Raw genomic sequence first — 16,908 nt, 5'->3', positions numbered from 1 at the left:
CTGTCAGAGGGCGACGCTGCGCACGCCCAGCAGCACCGCGCTGTGCGCTGCCACCGATATGCGGTTGTCGACGATGGCCCGCACGCGCTTGGCCGGCGCAGCCGGTTCGACGGCCTCGCCCTGCGCAGCGTCTGCGGCGTCTGCGGCTGCGGCCGTCGCTTCGCCCTGGCCGGCGGCCTCGCCCTGCGGCGCGCCGCCTTCGGCGCTGGCTTCTTCCGATGCCGGATTTTCGTCGACGTCGATCGCCTCGGCCGCATCGACCAGGATTTCCCAATCCTGGAACGGCGCCGGCAGCGTGAATTCACGCTCTTCCGAGTACGCGTTGAGCAGCAGCAGCGTGGCCGACACGCGGCCGTTCGGCTCGCTTTGCGCGACCCGGCGCAGCGTCAGCATGCGGCCCTCGGCGAACTGCCACATCTCCGGCGTCATGTCGTTGCCGGACTCGTCGAACCAGCTGGCGTCCATCAGGCCGGGCGCGACTTCGGTGTTGCCGGTGTAGAAGCGCGGCAGGTGCAGCGTCGGATGCTCGGCGCGGGCGGCGATGCAGCGGCGCGTGAAGTCGGTCATCGCCTGGCCGGCGTCGCTTTCCAGCGCGCTCCAGTCGAACCAGCTCAGGTCGTCGTCATGGCAGTACGCATTGTTGTTGCCGTTCTGCGTGCGGCCGAACTCGTCGCCGCCCAGCAGCATCGGCGTGCCGTTGGAGAACATCAGCGTCATCAGCATCGCGCGCTTGATCTTCTCGCGGGTGATGATGATGCCGGCGTCGTCGGTCGGGCCTTCGGCGCCCCAGTTGAAGCTCTGGTTGTCGTTCGCGCCGTCCTGGTTGTTCTCGGCGTTGGCCTCGTTGTGCTTCTCGTTATAGCTGACCAGGTCGTTCATCGTGAAGCCGTCATGGGCCGTGATGAAGTTGACCGAGGCCCACGGCCGGCGGCGGCGGTGGTTGAACAGGTCGGCGGAGCCGAGCAGGCGCGCGGCCAGCGCCGGGCGCACGCCGTTGTCGCCTTTCCAGAAGCGCCGCACGTCGTCGCGGTAGGCGCCGTTCCACTCGGCCCAGCCTGGGGGATGCTGGCCGACCTGGTAGCCGCCGGGACCGATGTCCCACGGCTCGGAGATGAGCTTGACCTTCGACAGGGTAGGGTCCTGGCGCACCGCGTCGAAGAAGCCGCTGCCGGCGTCGAAGCCGTGGGCCTCGCGGCCGAGCGTGACGCCGAGGTCGAAGCGGAAGCCGTCGATGTGGAACTTGTCGACCCAGTAGCGCAGCGAGTCGGTCACCATCTGCAGCACGCGCGGATGGGTCAGGTTGACGGTGTTGCCGCATCCGGTGTCATTGACGCAGTGGCGTGCGTTGTCGGCATGCAGCCGGTAGTAGCTGGCGTTGTCGAGGCCGCGGAAGGACAGGGTCGGGCCGAGCTCGCTTTCCTCGCAGGTATGATTGTAGACCACGTCGAGGATGACCTCGATGCCGGCCTTGTGCAGCTGGCGGATGGCCATGCGCATCTCGTTGAGCGAGCCGTCCGACAGGTAGCGCGGCTCGGGCGCGAAGAAGGACATGGTGTTGTAGCCCCAGTAGTTGCGCAGCTTCTTTTCCTGCAGGCGGCGGTCCTGCAGGAACGCGTGCACCGGCAGCAGCTCGATCGAGGTGATGCCCAGCTTCTGCAGGTGCTCGATCATGTACGGGTCGGCCAGCGCGGCGAAGGTGCCGCGCGCTTCCTGTTCGATGTTCTCGTTCTTCATCGTGAGGCCGCGCAGATGGGCCTCGTAGAACACGGTCTTTTCCCAGGGGATCTCCGGCGAGCGGTCGTTGCCCCAGTTGTAGTAGTCGTCGACCACCACGGCCTTCGGCATGAAGGCGGCGCTGTCGCGGCGGTCGAAGGACAGGTCGGCGCGGGACGATTCGAGCCGGTAGCCATACAGCGCGTCGCTCCAGCGCAGCGTGCCGCTGACGGACTTCGCGTATGGATCCATCAGCAGCTTGTTGTGGTTGAAGCGGTGGCCGTTTTCCGGCTGGTACGGGCCATAGGCGCGGAAGCCGTAGAGCTGGCCGGGCTGCACGCGCGGCAGGTAGCCGTGCCACACCTCGTCGGTGCACTCGGGCAGCGTGTGGCGCGCGATCTCGCGGCGGCCGGTCGGATCGAACAGGCACAGTTCGATCTTTTCTGCATTCGCCGAAAATACGGCGAAGTTGGTGCCAGAGCCATCAGGGGTTGCGCCCAGCGGGTAGGGCGTTCCTGCGGTCATGCGGGCCGGGGTCCTGGCAAGCGCCATAGTCAAGTACTCCTTTTCAGTATCATTGCGGATAGGGGTGGCAGGGTCATCGACAGCGACTGGGAATAGCCGTGGCTGGGATGGTCCTGCGCGATCAGTGTTTCCGGATTGCCGACGTTGCTGCCGCCGTAGACGGCGGCGTCGGTGTTCAATATCGTGCGCCAGGCAGACATGCCCAGGCCTTCGACGCCGGGCACGCCCACGCGGTAGTCGTGGCGCACCACGGGCGTCATGTTCAGCACCACCAGCAGCGGCTCGTCGCCGACCGCGGCGTCGCCCCGGCGCAGGTAGGCGTAGACGCTGTTGTCGAAGTCGTCCTGCACCACCCAGGCGAAGCCGCGCGGGTCGGCGTCGGCGCTGTGCATCGACGGCTCGGCCGCATACACGTGGTTCAGGTCGCGCACCAGCGTGTGGATGCCGAGATGGCGTTCGTCGTCCAGCAGGTGCCAGGGCAGCGTGCCGTCATGGTCCCATTCCTCCCACTGGCCGAGCTCGCTGCCCATGAACAGCAGCTTCTTGCCCGGATGGGTCCACATGAAGCCGAGGTAGGCGCGCAGGTTGGCGCGCTTCTGCCATTCGTCGCCGGGCATCTTGCCCAGCAGCGAGTGCTTGCCGTAGACCACCTCGTCATGCGACACCGGCAGCACGTAGCGCTCGCTCCACGCATAGCTGATGCTGTGCATCAGTTCGCCGTGGTGGTAGCGGCGGAACAGCGAATCGCGCTCGATGTATTCCAGCGTGTCATGCATCCAGCCCATGTTCCACTTGTAGGCAAAGCCCAGGCCGCCCTGGTCGAGCGGCGCGGTCACGCCGGGCCAGGACGTCGATTCCTCGGCGATCATCAGGGCGCCCGGGCAGCGCTCGGCGACGACCCGGTTCAGTTCACGCAGGAAGGCGACCGCTTCCAGGTTCTCTCGGCCGCCATGGATGTTCGGCACCCATTCGCCGTGCTTGCGGCTGTAGTCGCGGTACAGCATGGACGCCACCGCGTCGACCCGCAGGCCGTCGATGTGATACTCCTCCAGCCATTCGAGCGCGCCGGAAATCAGGAAGTCGCGCACCTCGTTGCGGCCGAAGTTGTAGATCAGCGTGTTCCAGTCGTGGTGGAAGCCTTCGCGCGGGTCTTCATGCTCGTACTGCGCGGTGCCGTCGAAGCGGGCGATGCCGTGGGCGTCGGACGGGAAATGCGCCGGCACCCAGTCCAGCAGCACGCCCAGGCCGGCCGCATGGCAGCGGTCGACGAAGCGGGCGAACGCCTCGGGCGGGCCGAAGCGCGCGGTCGGCGCGAACTGCGCCAGCGGCTGGTAGCCCCAGGAGCCGCCGAACGGGTGCTCCATCACGGGCAGCATCTGCACGTGGGTGAAGCCGAGGTCGGTGACATAGGGGATCAGCCGGTCGCCCAGCTCGTCCCAGGTCAGGCTGCGGTTGGAGTCGCTGGCCTCGCGCTGCCAGGAGCCGGCATGCATTTCATAGATCGAGATCGGCGCATTGGGCGTCTCGCGGCTGGGGCGCGCGGCCATCCATGCCTCGTCCTGCCAGACATGGACCTGGACCGGGGCCACGATGGACGAGGTCGACGGCGGCACTTCGGTGGCGCGGGCGACCGGGTCGGCCTTCTGCGGCAGCAGTTGCCCGCTGGCCGACAGCAGCTCATACTTGTAGCGCTCGCCGACGGTGATGCGCGGGATGAACAGTTCCCAGATGCCGGCTTCGTGGCGCAGCCGCATCGGATGCCGGCGGCCGTCCCACAGGTTGAAGTCGCCGACCACCGAGACCCGCTGCGCGGTCGGCGCCCACACCGCGAAACGGGTGCCGGCCACGCCGTTGATGGTCATCGGCTGCGCGCCCAGGCAGCGGCCGAGGCGGTAATGCACGCCGCCCGACAGCAGGCCCAGCTCATGGTCGTCCAGCAGCAGGCCGAAGCTGTACGGGTCTTCGGTCTCGTAGATGGTCTCGCGGCCTTCGGCGTCGTTCCAGGTGATGCGCAGCCGGTAGGCCTGGCCGGGCCGCATCCGCGCCGGCGTGCCGGCAAACATGCCGCGCTCGTCGATCCTGGCCAGTTCGCCCAGCATGCCGCCGCGCAGGCCGATGACATGCACCCGCTGCGCGCCCGGCTGCCAGGTCCTGATCTGCAGCCTGCGGCCGGCCATGTGCGGGCCGAGCAGGCTGAACGGGTCTTGCGCCCGGCCTTCGGCGAGCGCGTCGATCAGGTGCGTGGGGATCTGGCCTTCGCCGGCCGACACGATGGCGCGGCGTTCCTGTTCAGTTTCTTGCTGCATGAATTCCTCGAGTTGTCTGTTTGCGTTCAGCGCCGTGCATGGAGAGTCAGGCCCGCTTGTAGGAAGCGGCCGCGGCCTTGTCGCCGCTGGCCGACGGGCGCGGCAGCAGTGTGCTCCTGAACAGCGCGCGGGCGCTTTCGGGCGCGATGTCGGCGTACATGCGCAGGTATTTGCGCGCCGGTCCGTACCATGAAAAATCGGCCTGCATCGCATTGCGCTGCAGCCGCTGCCAGTGCTTGGTCTGGCCATACAGCGCCAGCGCCCGCGCCATCGCCGCGACCATGTCGTCGGCGCTTTCGCCGTCGAACAGCACGCCGCTTGCCGACTCGTCCGGCGCGTCGGCGCTGCCGACATCCGCCACCGTGTCGCACAGGCCGCCGACGCGCGAGGCCACCGGTATCGTGCCGTACAACATCGCGTAGATAGGGGTCAGGCCGAACGGCTCGAAGCGGGTGCCGTGCAGCAGCATGTCGGCGCCGGCATGCAGCGCGTGCGCCAGCTTTTCATCGTAGCCGACATGCACCGCGACCCGGTCCGGGTAGTCGGCGGCGAGCTGCCTGAAGCGCGCCTCGTAGCCATGGTCGCCGCGGCCCAGCACCGCCACCTGCATCCGGGGATGCTGGTCCAGCAGGCGCGGCAGCGCGTCGAGCGCGACGTCGGCCATCTTCTGGTGGGTGATGCGGCTGCCCAGCGCCACCAGCGGCGCGAACGGCTCCACCGGCAGGCCGAACTGCTTTTGCAGGTCGCGCTTGCAGGCGGCCTTGCCGGTCATGTCGGCCAGGCTGAACTGGCGCGCGATCAACGGGTCGCGGGACGGGTTCCAGGCGTCGGTGTCGACGCCGTTCGGTATGGCCAGCAGCGCGTCGCGGCGGCTGTCGAGCAGGCCGTCCAAGCCGTGGCCGAAGCGCGGCGTCAGGATCTCGGCCGCATAGGTGTCGCTGACCGCGGTGATGCGGTCGGCGCACAGGATGCCGGCCTTCATGAAGCTGAGCCTGCCCCAGAACTCGACGCCGTCGGCATCTAGCATGTGGCCCGGCACGCCCAGCTGGCCCGCCAGGCACATGTCGACATTGCCCTGGAAGGCCAGGTTGTGTATGGTCAGCGCCGAGCCGACGCCGGTGATGCCGCGGACCCGCAGCAGCAGCGGCACCAGGCCGGTGTGCCAGTCGTTCGCATGCACCACGTGCGGCGCCGGCACCATGGTCCGGCCGGCGCAGATGCGCGCGGCAACCTCGGCCAGGTCGCCGAAGGCGAGCGCGTTGTCGTCGTATTCATTGCCGTCGTCGTTGACGTAGGGGTCGCCGCTGCGGCGGGCGAAGCGCTCGGTGTCGAGCAGCAGCACCGGCACCTGGACTTGCTGGCCCGGCATGCAGCCCAGCAGGAGGCGGCCGGAGCCGCCGGGGAGATCATCGAAAATCTGGCCGATCTGGCGCAGGCCAGCCGCGCGTTCGACGGCGGCGGGATAGGCAGGCATCAGGATGGTTGCGTCCACGCCATGCTCCACGAGCACGGCGGCCAGCGCCGTGATTACATCCGCCAAACCGCCGGTCTTCACCAGTGGCACCGCTTCCGACGCCACGAGCAATACGCGCGCTCTCCCCATTTAACTCCCCTTGTACTGTTTAAGTATGGCCCGCGCTGTTTTCGACCGGATGGCTACGACTATCAGTCACACGCTGGACAGAGTCGCAACTCTAACGGGAATGTTGCAAATTCAGTATCGGCGGCAATCGCATACGGCTGTGGGATTTATCCTACAGTTTGGCCCGCGCAGCCCGCCGTCGCTGCATGCCCCAGGCGGCGAACGCGAGCGGCACCGCGACCGCCAGCGCGGCGGCCAGGCTGCCGGCATGGGACAGTTCATGCAGCAGGCTTTGCAGGTAGGTCATCTGGTGCGGGCCGTCATGCGCGAATGCGGGGCCGGCCAGCAGCGCCATCGTGGTGCAGACGGAAACGGCGGCAACGGAGCGCAGGGGCGGGATTGTCTTGGTCATCGGGTGTTTTCCATGGTGATGGTTGATCGAGGCGGCCGCCACGGCTGCGCGGCCGCGATGGTAGGAAGCAAGACTCGCGCCGGCATCTGTTCCTGCGCCGCTGCCGAACGCGCCGATGTCATTCCCGCAGCAGGCGGCATGGCGGGCAGTGTAATCCCCTGGCGACGGATGGCTTCAGTCGCACCGGGACAAGAGGTCGGTCAGACGTCAAAACAACATCCTCGACGCCCAAAATAATTGATCAGTGGAAATTTCGCTGTCGCAATTTCCCTGCTGCCTTCATAATCCGTTCGGTTAACGTTTAATGCGTTCGATTAACAAAATTGCTACACGGCATGCGGTTTTCAGGTCGTTTTCCGCCGTGCCGTACAGGTTTTCTGCCGGGGGCTTGTCGCCTGCGGCGTCCGGATGGATCGTGCGATTGCCTAACTTTTTTCTTAACCGCCTCTGGCAGACCTTCGTGGTGATGCTGGGCTGCCTGCCGGGACTGGCTCATTCACAGCCCCAGCCCCGGCCCCGGCCGCCCAGCGTCGCCTTCTACTACGGTGCGCAGCCGCCGCTGGCAGACCTGAAGGCATTCGACATCGCGGTAGTGGAGCCGGACTTCGTGCCGGACCCGAGGGCGCATGCGCGCGCGCCGGCGGACGGCGCGCACGAGCTGTATGCCTATGTGTCGCTGGGCGAGGTCCACCCGACCCGGTCCTACTACGCCAGCCTGCCGGCGGGCAGCCTGCGCGGCAGCAACGCCGCCTGGGGCAGCCGGGTGATCGACCAGGCCGCGCCCGGCTGGCAGGCGTTTTTCCTCGACACCGTCATCGCGCCGTTATGGCAGCGCGGCTGGCGCGGCTTTTTCCTCGACACGCTCGATTCCTACCAGTTGTTCGCCGACACCGACGACGCCCGCCGCGCCCAGCAGGCGGCGATGGTCGCCATCCTCAGGGAATTCAAGCGCCGCTACCCCGACGGCAAGCTGATGCTCAATCGCGGCTTCGAGTTGCTGCCGCAGGTCGCGCCGCTGGTCAGCGCGGTCGCGGCCGAATCGCTGTACCAGGGCTATGACGCGGCGGCGAATGCGTACCGGCCGGTGCCGCAGGCGGACCGCGACTGGCTGTCCGACCGGCTGCGCGAGGCGCGCGACCGTTACCACCTGCCGGCCATCGCCATCGATTACGTCGACCCGGCCGCGCCGGGCGCGCGCGAACTGGCGCGCGCGACCGCGGCCCGCATCCGCGCCGACGGCTTCATCCCGTGGGTCGCCGACGGCGGGCTGGGTTCGCTCGGCGTCGGCACGCTGGAGCTGCTGCCGCGCACCGTGCTGGTGCTGGTCAACGGCGCCGGCAACGACCTGCACCTCAGCGAGGGCCAGCGTTTCCTCGGCATACAGCTGAACCACCTGGGCCTGCGCTACGAACTGCTCGACCTGGCGACGACGCCGCTGCCGGAAGGCGTGCTGGCCGGCCGCTATGCCGGCGTCGTCAGCTGGATGCGCAGCGGCGAGCGGCATCCGGCGCTGGGGCCGTGGCTGGCGCGGCGCGCGGCCGAGGGCGTGCGGGTGGCCATGTTCAATGCGCTGGGCTTCACGCCCGACCAGGCGCTGCTGCAGCCGCTCGGCCTGCAGATGCAGCCGCCGCCCGCGCCGGGGCGGCTGCAGATACAGTCGCGCGACAGCGGCCTGGTCGGCTTCGAGGCCGAACCGCTGCCCGACCGCAGCGCGCTGTCGCCGCTGCGCCTCGCCGACGGCGCGCCGGCGCGCAGCCTGCTGCGCCTGGCCGACAGCCGCGGCAACAGCTACGACGCCGCCGCCATCACCGCCTGGGGCGGCTATGTGCTGGCGCCGTTCGCGATCCAGGAAGTGCCCGGCGCCGACTTTCAGCACTGGGTGGTGCAGCCGCTCGCCTTCCTGCGCGAGGCGCTGGCGCTGCCCGCGCTGCCGGTGCCGGACGTCACCACCGAGGGCGGCCGGCGCATGCTGATGGTCCATGTCGACGGCGACGGCTTCGCGTCCCGCGCCGAGGTGCCCGGCACGCCGTATGCATCGGAAATCATGGAGAAGCAGTTCATCGACCGCTACCGCCTGCCCAGCACGGTGTCGGTGATCGAGGGCGAGCTGTCGGCCTCCGGCCTGTACCCGCAGGCATCGGCGGCGCTGGAGGCGATCGCCCGCCGCATCTATGCGCAGCCGCAGGTGGAGGCGGCCAGCCATTCGTATTCGCACCCGTTCAACTGGGCCGCGGCCATGAAGGACACCGGCCCGGCCAACCGCCTGAAGCTGCCCGGCTACACGCTGGACCTGACGCGCGAGGTGCAGGGCTCGATGGCGTATATCAATGGGCTGCTCCCGGCCGGCAAGACCGCGTCCGTCTTCCTGTGGAGCGGCGACTGCGTGCCGCCGGCCGCGGCGATCGCGGAGACCGCACGCCACGGCTACCTGAACCTGAACGGCGGCGACACCACGATCACCCGCAGCCGCAATTCCTGGACCGAGATCGCGTCGCAGGGCATACGCAAGGGCGGCTGGTACCAGGTCTATGCGCCGCACCAGAACGAGAACGTCTATACCAATGACTGGACCGGCCCGTTCTACGGCTTCGAGCGGGTCATCGAGACCTTCGAACTGACCGGCGCGCCGCACCGCTTCAAGCCCATCGACATCTATTACCACGTGTACTCGGCCAGCAAGCCGGCATCCATCGCCGCGCTGCACCGGATCTACCAGTGGGCCGTCGCGCAGCCGACCACCCGCGTGTTCGGCTCCCAGTACATCCGCAAGGTGATGGACTTCGAGTCCGCCACCATCGCCCGCGACCATGCCACCGGCGAACTGGTGGTGCGCACCGGCGCCGACCTACGCACGCTGCGGCTGCCGGCGGCGGCGCCGCTGCCGGGCCTGGGCGAGGGCATCGCCGGCTTCACGCCGGGGCCGGCCGCGACCTACTTGACGCTGTCCGGCGCGCAAGCCAGGATCGGGCCGGCGGCTGCCGGCGCCGCACCGCAGGTCTACGTGGCCGAGGCCAACGGCGCCATCAGCGAATTGCGGCGCGGTCCCGGCGAGCTGCAGTTCACGCTCACCGTCAACGGCGCCGGCCTGGGCCTGCTGGCGCTGGCCTCGCCGGCGGCCTGCAGCCTTTCCATCGACGGCAAGCCGGTGACGCCGGTGCGGCCCGGCGCCGGACGCTTTACCACCACCGCGCAAGCGCCCTCCGACAAAAGGATGAATAACACCAGCTACTATGAATTCGGTTCCCCCAGCTCCCTTCAAACGACACGGTACCTGGCACGCGTTCGATGCGCCGCTTGAGCGGCAGCGTCTGTTCTCGCCATGGACGGTGGTTGGATTCGGGCTCGCGCTGAGCCTGGGGCTGCTGCTCGTCTATCCGCACCGCACGCTGGAACAGCGGCTGACGGCCGCCGACAGCGCGGCCGGCCGCGCCGACACGTCGCTGACCATCGAATACCTGAAAGTCTTCCTGAAGGCCGACCCCGGCGACAGCGGCCTGCGGCTGCAGCTGATCAGGAAGCTGGTGACGCAGGGCGACTATGCCGGCGCCAGGAAGCTGATGGATGCGCCGCAGGCGGCCCGCGACCCGGCCTTCATGGCCGAGGCCGGCTGGATCAGGCTGATGCTGGCCGAGCAGGAATTCTTCGCGGCGGACATGCGCTCGCCGGCGCGGGACATGCTGCTCGCGCAGCTGCGGGACAAGCTGCGCGAGCTGATGCAGCAGAAGCGGCTGTCGGCGCACCAGCTCGACCTGCTGGGCGCGCGCGCTTTGGGCGTCGACGCGTCCGACGTGGCCCTGGCCGCGTTCCGGCGCCTGCCTGCCGCCCCCGGCCAATTGGCCGCCGAGCGCTATGCGGAAGCCGCGCGCGGCGCGCTGGGCCTCGGGGAGTACCGGCTCAGCGCCGCGCTGCTGTTCATCGCGATGGACCGCAGCGCCAGCCGCGACGCGCAGCGCGCCTACTTCATCGAAGGCCTGCGCACGCTGCAGTCCGGCGGCCTGATGAACGAGGCGCTGGGCGCTGCCGAAAAGCGCATCGGCCCGTTCGGGCGCGACATCGCGCTGCTGAAGTTCCTGGCCCGGCTGGCGCAGGCCGCGAACCGGCCCGATGTCGCCGAGCGCTACGCCAAGCGTTTCCTCGAGCTGTCGCTGCTGGAGCGCTGGCAGGCGCACGAGGACCGGCGGCTGGCGGCATGGACCCGTCCGCAGTACGCGCCGCCGGTCTACCTGGCCGGCATGCGGGTCGAGCTTGCCAGCGCGGCCGTGCCGGCGGGCGGCCCGGCGCTGCCGTTCGACGAGGAGGCCTACAGCATGGGCTACCAGATCTTCCTCGCCAACCGCAACCTGACCGACGCCCGCCGCGTCGCCCAGTCGGCAGTGCAGCAGCAGCCGCAGTCCACCGCCTGGCGCAAGCGGCTGGCCGAGGTCAGCGAGTGGGCCGGCGCGCCGCAGGATGCGCTGGCGCAGTGGCTGGCCTATGCGCAGATGACCGGCAGCGAGGCCGCATGGGACGCCACCCTGCGCCTGTCCGACAGCCTGGTCGACCAGGCTGTATTGCGGCTGGCGCTGGAGCACAAGCTCGCGGCCGCGCCCGGCAGCCAGCAATGGCTGAACCGGCTGCTGGCGCTGCATGAAGCGTCCGGCGCGCCGGGCGAGGCCATCGCGCTGCTGAAGGGACGGCTGGCGCAGCGCGGCCTGGCGCAAGGCGCCGGGCGGATACGCGAACTCGAACTGCTGGCCGGCATACAGGAGCGGGCAGGGCAGGATGCCGACGCGCTGGCCACGACGCTGCAGCTGCAGCGCGAGAACGGGCCGCGCACCGCGTATGCGCTGAAGATCGCCGACTTCCATTATCGCCAGGGCGCATTCCGCTTCGCTTACGACGCGCTGGAAGCGGCGCGCGGCGCGGCCGCGCCGGACGACGTGCTCTACTGGCGCAACTATGCCGAGCTTGCGCGCCTGCTGCAGGACGACGCCGGCGCCGAGCGCGGCTACCGCGCGCTGCTGGCGGCCAATGCGCAGTCCGACGCCGACCTCGCCAACCTGGCCGCGGTATGGCGCGCCGAACGGCCGCGCGAAGCCGCCGCGCTGGCGCTCTATGCCTTCCAGCGCAACGGCAGCCCGGCGCTGGCCGAGGAAGCGCTGGGCATCTACCTGCAGCTGGGCGACCATGCGGCCGCCCGCGGCCTGCTGGCCCGGCTCGACGGCGCGCAGCGCCGCGCGCTGGAAGGGCGCACCGGCTTCCTGCTGCTGCGCGCCAGCCTGGCGCAGCTCGGCGAAGACCTGGCCGGCGCCCGCCGCGACCTGCGCGCGGTGCTGCAGATCGACCCGGCCAGCATCGAGGCCAGGGCGTCGCTAATCTGGGTGATGCTGGCGCTGCGCGACACCGGCGCGCTGAAGGACAGCCTGCGGCAATGGGCCGCCGACGCCAACGACAACGAGGCGCTGTGGGACCCGTATGCGGCCGCGCTGATGAGCCTGAACCGGCAGGACGAAGCGCTGCGCTGGTTCCGCAAGTCCGGCATCAAGAAGCAGGACTACCTGTGGCTGATGAGCTATGCCGAATGCCTGGACGCCAACAGCCAGCCCGAGCAGGCCTGGCGCATCCGCCGCCATGTCTGGACCGAACTGCGCAAGCCGGCGCTGCTGGCCCAGCTGCAGCCGGCGCAGTACGCGGCGATGCGCGAACGGCTGGCGGCGCTGGCGCCGGCCTTCACCGGCGGCGAGGCGGCGTGGCGCATCATGCAGGCGCTGCTGCGCACCGGCCAGCCGGAGCCGGCTGCGGCGCAGTCCGGCCCGGCAGATGCGCCGCAGCCGGCGCGCGACGGCCGCGAGCTGCTGCAGCTGCTGGCCGCGGACCAGGCCGCGCCGGCAGGCGCCGCGGCGGCTGCGCCGGGAACGCCGGCGGGGCCGCAGGACCTGTTCACGCAGGCCGGCCCGCGCGATGACGCCCGGCTCTCGGCCAGCGCGCGCGAAGTGGCGCTGGCCTATGCACTGAACAATGACGCCAGCGACCTGGCGCGCGCCTGGATGGCCAGCCGCTATGCCGGCCAGCTGGCGCGGCCCTTGTGGGGCGAGCTGTCGCTGATGCTGCAGGGCGGCGACCGCGACCGCCTGAACGCGCTGCTCGACGACATGCCGGACTGGCTGCCGATGGTCGACCGGGTCGATGCGGCAGAGCGCGCCGGCCGCCCGGCGCTGGCGCAGACGCTGGCCTTCGACCAGCTTGCGCGGCTGCCGCAGGACGAGGCGCTGCACCAGCGCGTGGTCAGCCTGGGCACGGCCGATCCGGCGCCGCTGCAGGCCAGCGTCGCCAGCGTGCGCGAATCGCCACTGGTCGCCACCGACACCGTGCTGCGCGGCAGCGTCGCGCTGGGCGCCGGGCTGAAGATGTCGGCCACGCTGTCGGAACGCCGCCAGCACAGCGACGACGAAGCGCTGCTGTCCGCGGTGCCGCGCAGCGACCGCGTGCTGGCGCTGGCCGTCAGCCGCCGGCTCGACAACGGCATCCTGACGGCTACGCTGCAGCGGCGCGAGGCGCTGGCCGGCAGCAACGGCCTGAAGCTTGAAATGGAGATCGCGCCGGCGCGCGACCTGCGCATCGGCATGGCGGCAGGCGTCAACCAGGTCAGCACCGACTCGGTGCTGCTGCGCGTGGGCGGCATGCAGAGCGGGCTGGACCTGAATGCGACCTATGCATTCAGCACCCGCGAGTACGGCCGCATCGACATCGGCTGGCGGCGCTACCGCGCGCAGGGCGGCGCCGGGCTGGGCAGCGGCGCGACCTGGCGGGTCGAACTCGGCACCCGGCTGCGGCTGGAATACCCGGACCTGACGCTGCGCGGCTTCGTGATGGGCAACCGCTTCAGCCCGGACGGGCAGGATGCGCGGCTGGCCGGCCTGCTGCCCGCCGGCGCCGACCCCGCGATAACCCGGCTCCTGCCGGAAGGGTCGCAGACCTGGGGCCTGCTGCTGGGCGCCGGCACCAGCGCCGAGAACGGATATCACCGCGCCTGGCGGCCGTATGGCGAGATCGGCCTGACGCACAACAGCGTCACCGGCGCCGGCCGCCAGCTGCGCGCCGGCGTTGCCGGCAGCGTGCTCGGCGGCGACGTGCTGCGCATGCGCTGGCAGCGCGTCAGCGGCAATCCGTCGGCCGAGCAGGGCAGCCGCGAGCTTGGCCTCGATTACCACCTTTATTACTGAACCACGAACCCTTCATTCAACTTCCATCACCTTGCGAGCCTGACACCGATGCGACTCCTGACCCTACTCCTGACCCTCCTGGCGCTGCTGGCCGGCTGCTCCACCGTCGACGTGGGCCGCGCGCCCGTGCTCGCGCCGAACGCGCAGTGGGCGGTGCTGCCCTTTGCCAACCATACCGAGACGCCGCAGGCCGGCCTGCGCGCCGAAGCCATCGCCGAGAACCTGCTGCGCAGCCAGGGCGCGACCAGGCTCAAGCGCTATCCGGCCAGCGTCGCCACCGAGACCCTGTTCGAGCCGATGGACCGCAAGCAGGCCGACGCCGCGCTGGCCTGGGCCCGCGGCGCCGGCGTGCGCTATGCGCTGACCGGCAGCGTTGATGAATGGCGCTACAAGGTCGGCGTCGATGGCGAACCGGCCGCCGGCATCACGCTGCAGCTGATCGATGTCGCCAGCGGCGACGTGCTGTGGGCCTCCACCGGCGGCGCCACCGGCTGGAGCCGCGAGGCGCTGTCGGCGGTCGCGCAGAAGCTGATGCGCCGGCTGCTCGCGCCCATCGTCCCGGCCGCCGGCCAGGCCAGCGCTTCCTGAGACCGGCCATGTCGACCCTGCTTCCGCTGAAGCGCCGGCCCGCGCGCGCCCGCACCCTGCTGCGCCGCCTGTTCCCGCGCGGCGGCGTGCGCGCGCAGCAGGCCAGGCCGCTGGCAGATGCGTTCGTCGGCACGGCGCTCGGCGCCACGCTGCATGCGACGTCGAACTGGGCCTGGGCGGTGCTGGAAGCGGGCCTGATCTGCGCCGCGGCCCTTGCCTGCGGCGTGTGGCTGGACCCGTCCGACCCGTTCGGCCTGCATGCGCAGTTTCCGTGGCTGTGGCTGGCGCCGGCGCTGCTGGCCATGCGCTACGGCACCGGCATCGGCATCATCGCCACGCTGATGATGCTGGTCGGCTGGTTCGCGCTGGCCAACATGTTCACCAATGCCGTGGACCCGGTGCGCAGCTTTCCCGAGCAGTATTTCCTGGGCGGGCTGGCGCTGGTGCTGGTCTGCGGCCAGTTCTCGGATGTCTGGAACGCCCGCAGCCGGCGCCTGCGCGCGGTCAATGCCTACCTGGACGAACGCCTCAACACGCTGACCAAGAACCACTTCCTGCTGCGCCTGTCGCACGAGCGGCTGGAGCAGGACCTGCTGGCCAAGCCGCTGACGCTGCGCGAGACGCTGCAGCGGCTGCGCGGCGCGTCAGACGCCAGCGGCCTCGACGGCCACGGCCGGCTGGCCGGCGTGGATGAATTCATCAAGCTGCTGGGCCAGAGCTGCCAGCTCGAGATTGCCGCGGTCCATGGGCTGGACGCGCGCGGCCTGCCGCTGGCGGCCCCGCATGCGGCGCTGGGCACGCCCGGGCCGCTGGACCTGCAGGACCCGCTGCTGCGCTACAGCCTGGAGCAGGGCGGCCTCGTGCACGTGCAGGGCGACGTCGCGCCGCAGGAGGCGCGCGACAGCAGCCGCTACCTGATCTGCGCGCCGCTGATGCCGTCGCGCGGCCCGGCGGTCGGCCTGCTGGTGGTCGAGAAGCTGCCGTTCTTCGCGCTCAACGACGACCTGCTGAAGCTGCTGTCGGTGCTGATCGGCTATTACGCCGACGGCGTGCAGGCCGCGTCGGTCGCACGCGAAGTCACCACCGCGGTGCCGGACTGCCCGCCCGAGATGGCGCTGGACCTGGTGCGGCTGCACCGCATCCGCGCCGAGGTCGGCATCGAGTCGGCGCTGGTGGCGCTGGTGTTCGAGCGCAGCGATGTCGCGCTGGATATCTACGAGCAGGTGCGGCGCACCCGGCGCGGCGTCGACATCGCATGGGAGCTTGCCACGCCGCGGCACAAGGCCATCCTGACGCTGCTGCCGCTGGCCGGCACGGCCGCGGTCGAGGGCTACCTGCGCCGCATCGAGTCGGCCATCATGTCGCAGCACGGGGTCGACTTCCTGTCGGGCCACGTGGTGCTGCATATCGAGCAGCTGGACGAGACCGCGCCGGCGCAAAGCCTGAAGCGGCTGGTGGAACGCTGTGCTCTATAAGCTTTCCTTCTCGGCGTTCGGGCTGGAAGCGGCGGCGCTGGCGCTGCTGCTCAGGCAAAGCCAGAGCATGTCGGTGCTGCTGGGCTTCCTCGCGATGCATGGCGCGGCCAGCGTGCTGATCGCGCTGGCGATCCGGCTGCTGCTGCCGCGCCGCTACGCCGAGCCGCGCGCATGGGTGCTGGCCTTCCTGTTCGCCTATAACTTCTTCATGCCGGTGCTGGGCATGTCCTGCACGCTGGTGGCTTTCGCGCTGGGCATCTGGCTGCCCCGGCTGTCGCGCGGCCATGATTACGCCAGCGTCGTGCCGCCGCGCTTCACTACCCATCGCAACCATGAGGGCACCGGCTTTCGCGGCGGCCAGGTGCGGGCGCAGCTGGCCAATCAGGCGGCGCCGCTGGACCAGCGGCTCAAGGCGCTGGTGGCGCTGCAGGACACGCCGGCGCATGCGACCGGCGCGCTGCTGCGCAAGCTGCTGTCGGACCCGGCGGACGACATGCGCCTGCTGGCCTACGGTATTTTGGATGGCAAGGAAAAGCAGATCATGCAGCGCATCCAGGAAAACCAGCGCCTGCTCGGCGCCGGCAATGCCGACGAGGGCGAACGCTACGCGGGCCACAAGCGCATCGCCGAGCTGTACTACGAACTGATCTACCAGGACCTGGTGCAGGGCGACATGCGCCGCTTCGCCGGCGAGCAGGTCAGGCTGCATGTCCGCGACGCCCAGCGCCATGACGCCAGCGACGCCGGGCTGTGGTTCATGCTGGCCAGGCTGGAGCTGCAGGCGGCCGACGTGGACGCTGCCGCGCATGCGCTGGAGCAGGCGCACCGAACCGGCTTCGCGCGCGAGCGGCTGCTGCCGTATATCGCGGAGCTGCGTTTCCTGCAGCGCCGCTACGGCGACGTGCGGCGGCTGTTCGGCGAATTGCAGGCGACCTCGACATTGCCGGCAGTCCGGGCGATGCGCGGGTACTGGGAGAAATGAACTGGATACCGTGAAAACCTTCCTGCGCGGCCGGTGCGGCGCGTTGCGCCGGCTGCGGGCCCGCATGCCTGCATGCCGGACCGACCTTGACCAGGGGCGCGGCGCGCTCGCCCGCCGCGCCCC

The 16,908-nt window shown here is 70.0% G+C and carries 9 protein-coding genes; 5 read left to right on the top strand and 4 right to left on the bottom strand.

All coding sequences use genetic code 11. From position 1 onward, the window contains the following. Positions 1-3: 3 nt before the first annotated feature. The 4 genes from glgX to QOL82_RS15155 all read right to left on the bottom strand — a co-directional run bounded on the left by glgX (position 4) and on the right by QOL82_RS15155 (position 6,538). Complete coding sequence (glgX, locus tag QOL82_RS15170; RefSeq protein ID WP_430438489.1) at positions 4-2,238, bottom strand: glycogen debranching protein GlgX; 2,235 nt, start codon at positions 2,236-2,238, stop codon at positions 4-6. A gap of 29 nt (positions 2,239-2,267) precedes the next feature. Further along, complete coding sequence (gene glgB, locus QOL82_RS15165; protein ID WP_283443130.1) at positions 2,268-4,544, bottom strand: 1,4-alpha-glucan branching protein GlgB; 2,277 nt, start codon at positions 4,542-4,544, stop codon at positions 2,268-2,270. A 46-nt stretch (positions 4,545-4,590) separates the two neighbouring features. After that, positions 4,591-6,147: a glycogen synthase GlgA gene (gene glgA, locus QOL82_RS15160; RefSeq protein ID WP_283443129.1), complete on the bottom strand. Its 1,557-nt coding sequence runs from the start codon at positions 6,145-6,147 to the stop codon at positions 4,591-4,593. Between the two features lie 151 nt (positions 6,148-6,298). Beyond that, positions 6,299-6,538 (bottom strand): hypothetical protein, encoded by a 240-nt coding sequence (locus QOL82_RS15155; RefSeq protein ID WP_283443128.1) that lies wholly within the window; start codon positions 6,536-6,538, stop codon positions 6,299-6,301. A gap of 421 nt (positions 6,539-6,959) precedes the next feature. On the opposite strand from QOL82_RS15155, the gene QOL82_RS15150 reads away from it, so the two are divergent. From QOL82_RS15150 to QOL82_RS15130, 5 genes are read left to right on the top strand one after another with little or no spacing between them, the layout of a single operon-like run. Continuing rightward, positions 6,960-9,836 (top strand): bifunctional glycoside hydrolase/polysaccharide deacetylase family protein, encoded by a 2,877-nt coding sequence (locus tag QOL82_RS15150; RefSeq protein WP_283443127.1) that lies wholly within the window; start codon positions 6,960-6,962, stop codon positions 9,834-9,836. Then, entirely contained in the window at positions 9,769-13,740 is a 3,972-nt protein-coding gene (locus QOL82_RS15145) for a tetratricopeptide repeat protein (protein ID WP_283443126.1), read from the top strand. The genes QOL82_RS15150 and QOL82_RS15145 overlap by 68 nt, the downstream gene beginning before the upstream one ends. Positions 13,741-13,788: 48 nt before the next feature. Further along, positions 13,789-14,328, top strand: coding sequence for a penicillin-binding protein activator LpoB (locus QOL82_RS15140; RefSeq protein ID WP_283443125.1), 540 nt, complete (start codon positions 13,789-13,791; stop codon positions 14,326-14,328). A gap of 8 nt (positions 14,329-14,336) precedes the next feature. Continuing rightward, positions 14,337-15,803 carry a PelD GGDEF domain-containing protein gene (locus tag QOL82_RS15135; RefSeq protein WP_283443124.1) on the top strand — a complete coding sequence of 489 codons (1,467 nt, stop codon included), beginning with the start codon at positions 14,337-14,339 and terminating at the stop codon, positions 15,801-15,803. After that, positions 15,793-16,785 (top strand): hypothetical protein, encoded by a 993-nt coding sequence (locus tag QOL82_RS15130; RefSeq protein ID WP_283443123.1) that lies wholly within the window; start codon positions 15,793-15,795, stop codon positions 16,783-16,785. The genes QOL82_RS15135 and QOL82_RS15130 overlap by 11 nt, the downstream gene beginning before the upstream one ends. The last annotated feature ends 123 nt before the right edge of the window (positions 16,786-16,908 follow it).

This window comes from Noviherbaspirillum suwonense, from assembly GCF_900182955.1.
Lineage (GTDB): Bacteria > Pseudomonadota > Gammaproteobacteria > Burkholderiales > Burkholderiaceae_D > Noviherbaspirillum_A > Noviherbaspirillum_A suwonense.
The sequence above is the reverse complement of the archived record's forward strand: the minus strand, read 5'-3'. Positions and strand labels throughout refer to the sequence as shown.